General features: G+C 75.2%; 2 protein-coding genes and 2 pseudogenes. 3 read left to right on the top strand and 1 reads right to left on the bottom strand.

Features of this window, described 5'->3' with window-relative positions; all coding sequences use genetic code 11:
• Positions 1–152, top strand: a pseudogene (locus ABT247_RS32230) (two-component sensor histidine kinase); the annotation flags it as partial.
• 91 nt (positions 153–243) lie between these two features.
• Here ABT247_RS32230 and ABT247_RS32235 read toward each other — a convergent pair.
• Complete coding sequence (locus ABT247_RS32235; protein ID WP_350749884.1) at positions 244–1,314, bottom strand: C40 family peptidase; 1,071 nt, start codon at positions 1,312–1,314, stop codon at positions 244–246.
• A 246-nt stretch (positions 1,315–1,560) separates the two neighbouring features.
• Here ABT247_RS32235 and ABT247_RS32240 point away from each other — a divergent pair, with 246 nt between their 5' ends.
• Positions 1,561–3,456: a methylmalonyl-CoA mutase family protein gene (locus tag ABT247_RS32240; protein WP_350749887.1), complete on the top strand. Its 1,896-nt coding sequence runs from the start codon at positions 1,561–1,563 to the stop codon at positions 3,454–3,456.
• A pseudogene (locus ABT247_RS32245) lies at positions 3,453–4,067 on the top strand (methylmalonyl-CoA mutase family protein); the annotation flags it as partial. The gene ABT247_RS32240 and the pseudogene ABT247_RS32245, both read left to right, overlap by 4 nt.
• Positions 4,068–4,149: the final 82 nt, after the last annotated feature.

Genomic DNA, 4,149 nt, shown 5'->3' on the forward strand with positions numbered 1-4,149 from the left:
CTCCGGCGATCCGCGCCCGCGCGACCGCCGGTACGGGGTGCCCGAACTGGACCGGATCGCCGAAGTGCTGGACACCAGCGCCGAGCGCCGTCACCCCGGGGGCGGGCGCCCGCCGCCGTCCGGCCGCACCGGCGCCCCGGCCGCTCCGTACGGACGGTTGCGGGCGGCAAGGGCGCCGAGGTCGGTGCGGGCGGCCAGGGCGGGCAGCCAGGGCCGCCAGGGCGGCCGCCCGAGCACGCGCGGCTAGGGGCGGACGGCGCCCATGTAGGGCATGGCGTCGATCGGCAGCACCTCGACGTTCTTGCCGGTGCGGGGCGCGTGGATCATCTTGCCGTCGCCGATGTAGATGCCGACGTGGTGGATGTCGGCGTAGAAGAAGACCAGGTCGCCGGGCTGGAGGTCGGCGCGGGCGACGCGCGGGCCGTCGTTCCACTGGTCCTGGGACATCCGGGAGAGCTTGACGTCCGCCGCGCGGTAGGCGGCCCCGGTGAGGCCGGAGCAGTCGAAGTCGTCGGGGCCGGTGGCGCTCCACCGGTAGGGCTTGCCGAGTTGGGCGTAGGCGAACCGGACGACGGCCGCGGCGCGGCCACTGGCGGGCGGGGCCGGGGCGTTCGGGTCCGGACGCTGGGCCGAGCGGGAGGCGCGGTCGGCGGCGGCCGCCTTCTGGGCTTCGGCCTTGGCCTTCTCGGCCGACTGCTGGGCGTTGACCTTGGCCCGCTCCTCGGCGCTGAGCTGGTTGAGCGTGGCCTGCGCCTCGGAGAGCTTGGCCTGGATCCGCTTCTTCCGCTCCGCCAGTTCGGTGCCGGCGGAGTCGAGCCGGGCGAGGGTGGCGGTGGCCTCGGCGCGGTCCTGGTCGAGCTTGCGCTGTTCCTCGCGGGCCTGCCTGAGCAGGGCCGTCTGGCTGTCGGCGACCTGGTTCCACGCCGAGGCGCGCTCCAGGTAGGCGGCCGGGTCAGCGTCGAGCATCAGCCGGACGGACGGGTCGATGCCGTTGCTGCGGTACTGCTCGGCGGCCACGCCGCCGAGCCGGGTGCGGAGTTCGTTCATCGCCTCCTGGCCGCGGGCCACCTTCTCCTGGATCCGACTGGCATCGCCCTGGAGCTTCTGCTGCTGGGCCTGGAGGCCGTTGTACTGCTCGACGGCCTGCTCGGCCTCCTCGTTGAGCGCGTCCACCCGCTCCCTGACGGTGGCGAGGTCCGGGCGCGGCTCCGCGTCGGCGGTGCCGGAGGCGAGCACCGCGCCCCCGGCCACCGCCGTGGTGAGGACCGCCAGGCGGGCCCGGCTCGGGGGGCTGGGCTTGCGTCGTTTTCCCATCGCGGTGGGTTCTCCTTCGGGGGGTGCGGGGGCTTTCGGGGAGGTGTGGTGACACCCGTTGAACGTTCGAGGGACGGCTCCGGGTTGTCTCCGGCGCGCGAGTCCTCGGGACACTCCCCGACGGGCCGAGTGCACGCCCCCGAGACACTCCCTGACCTGCGGAGTGCTACGACTGCGCCAAATCGAGAACAAGGTCACACACGACGCCCCTCCTGCCGTCCTGCGAACGGGCGCTAACCTGCGGGCATGAAGGTCCCGCCCGAAGGGCTCCCCCTCGCCGCCGAGTTCCCGGCCGCGCACCGTGAGCAGTGGCAGCAGCTCGTCGAGGGCGTGCTGCGCAAGTCCGGTGCCCAGCCCGAGGACGCCGCCGCCGCCGAGCGGGCGCTCAGCACCCCCCTCCAGGACGGCCTGCGAGCCCTCCCCCTGTACACCGCCGAGGACAGCCCGGTCGAGGCCGGCTACCCCGGCTTCCCGCCGTTCGTCCGCGGCGGGCGGCCGCACGGTTCCGCCGTCGCCGGGTGGGACGTCCGCCAGCGGCACGCCGACCCGGACCGGCGGCGCACCAACGAGGCGGTCCTCGCGGACCTGGAGAACGGGGTCGGCTCGCTCTGGCTGGAGCTGGGCGGGGCCGGCCTGCCGGTGTCGGCCCTGCCGGAGGCGCTGAACGGGGTGTACCTGGACCTGGCCGCGGTCGCGCTCGACGCCGGGCCCGAATTCGCTGACGCCGCCGAGCGGTTGTTCAAGCTGTACGAGGAGCGCGAGGTCTCCCCCGCCTCCGCCGCCGGCAACCTCGGCGCCGACCCGCTGGGCCTCCAGGCCCGCACCGGAGACGCCACCCGGACCGACGCGCTGCTCGCCTCGGCCGCCGCACTGGCCGGCCGCTGCGCCGCCGAGTACCCGAACGTCCGGGCGGTGACCGTCGACGCCCTCCCGTACCACGAGGCCGGCGCCTCCCCCGCCCAGGAGCTGGGCTGCTCGCTGGCCACCGGCGTCGCCTACCTGCGCGCGCTGACCGCCGCCGGGCTGTCGGTGGACGCCGCCCTCGGGCAGCTGGAGTTCCGCTACGCCGCGGACGCCGACCAGTTCCTCACCATCGCCAAGTTCCGGGCCGCGCGCCGCCTCTGGGCCCGCGTCGCCGAGGTGTCCGGGGGGTCCGCCGAGGCCTCGGCGCAGCGCCAGCACGCCGTCACCTCCCGGGTGATGATGACCGCCCGCGACCCGTGGGTGAACATGCTGCGCACCACCGTCGCCTGCCTCGCGGCCGGGGTCGGCGGCGCCGACGCCGTCACCGTGCTGCCCTTCGACAGCACGCTCGGCCTGCCGGACGCCTTCGCCCGCCGGATCGCCCGCAACACCCAGTCGATCCTGCTGGAGGAGTCCCACCTGGCCCGGGTGGTCGACCCGGCCGGCGGTTCCTGGTACGTCGAGCAGCTGGGCGAGGAGCTGGCCCGCGCCGCCTGGGCCTGGTTCCAGGAGATCGAGCGGGCCGGCGGCCAGCGCGCCGCCCTCGCCTCCGGCCTCGTCGGCGACCGGATCGCCGCGACCTGGGCCGAGCGCTCCGAGCGGCTCGCCAAGCGGCGCGAACCGGTCACCGGCGTCAGCGAGTTCCCGCACCTGGACGAGCAGCCGCTGGTCCGCGAGCCGGCCCCGGCCGGCCACACGGGCGGCCTGCCCCGGGTGCGCCGCGCCGAGGCGTACGAGGCGCTGCGCGACCGCTCGGACGCGGTGCTCGCCGCCACCGGCGAGCGGCCGAAGCTGTTCCTGGCCTCGATCGGCACCGCCGCCGCCCACACCGGGCGCACCACCTTCGCCGCCAACCTGTTCCAGGCCGGCGGCATCGCGACCGTCTCGGCCGAGGGCGTCGACCCGGCGGTGTTCGCCGAGGCGTTCAGCGCCTCGGGCGCGAGCGTCGCCTGCCTGTGCTCCAGTGACGCCCTGTACGCCGAGCACGCCGAGGCGGTCGCCACCGCGCTGCGCGCGGCCGGTGCCCGGCGGGTGCTGCTGGCCGGCCGGCTCGCCGAAGCGCCCGCCGGAGTCGACGAGTTCATCCACGCGGGCGGGGACGCCGTCGCCGTCCTGACCTCCCTGCTGGACCAGATCACCGGTGCGCGCAGCGCCGACGAGGACGAGGTGGCGCGATGATCCCCGACTTCACCGGAATCGGGCTGGACGGCGACGCCGCCACCCGGGCCGACGGCGCCGGCACCGCCGGCGTGACCGAGGACCAGTGGCGGGCCGCCTGGCGCCGGTCCACCGGCAAGGACGTCGACGAGCTGGTCTGGGACACCCCCGAGGGCATCGGCGTCAAGCCGCTGTACACCGCCGCCGACCTGACCGGCCTGGACTTCCTGGACACCTACCCGGGCATCGCCCCGTACCTGCGCGGGCCGTACCCGACCATGTACGTCAACCAGCCCTGGACGGTCCGCCAGTACGCCGGCTTCTCGACCGCCGAGGAGTCCAACGCCTTCTACCGCCGCAACCTGGCCGCCGGCCAGAAGGGCCTGTCGGTCGCCTTCGACCTGCCGACCCACCGCGGCTACGACAGCGACCACCCGCGGGTCACCGGCGACGTCGGCATGGCGGGTGTGGCCATCGACTCGATCTACGACATGCGCCAGCTGTTCGACGGCATCCCGCTGGACCGGATGTCGGTGTCGATGACCATGAACGGCGCGGTGCTGCCCGTGCTGGCGCTGTACATCGTCGCGGCCGAGGAGCAGGGCGTACCGCCCGAGAAAGCGGCACGAACTGCTCGACCGGGGTCATCGAGCCGTGCAGGCCGATCATCGCGGACTCCCCGGGCTCGTTGCGGGAGGCGGTGACGGCGATGTC

Origin of the sequence: Kitasatospora sp. NPDC001539 (assembly GCF_040298565.1) — a bacterium.
Classification (GTDB): Bacteria; Actinomycetota; Actinomycetes; order Streptomycetales; family Streptomycetaceae; genus Kitasatospora.

Excerpts from the sequence above, each read along its gene's own strand:
- ABT247_RS32235 (WP_350749884.1), bottom strand. The coding sequence starts at position 1,314 with ATGGGAAAACGACGCAAGCCCAGCCCCCCGAGCCGGGCCCGCCTGGCG.
- ABT247_RS32240 (WP_350749887.1), top strand. The coding sequence starts at position 1,561 with ATGAAGGTCCCGCCCGAAGGGCTCCCCCTCGCCGCCGAGTTCCCGGCC.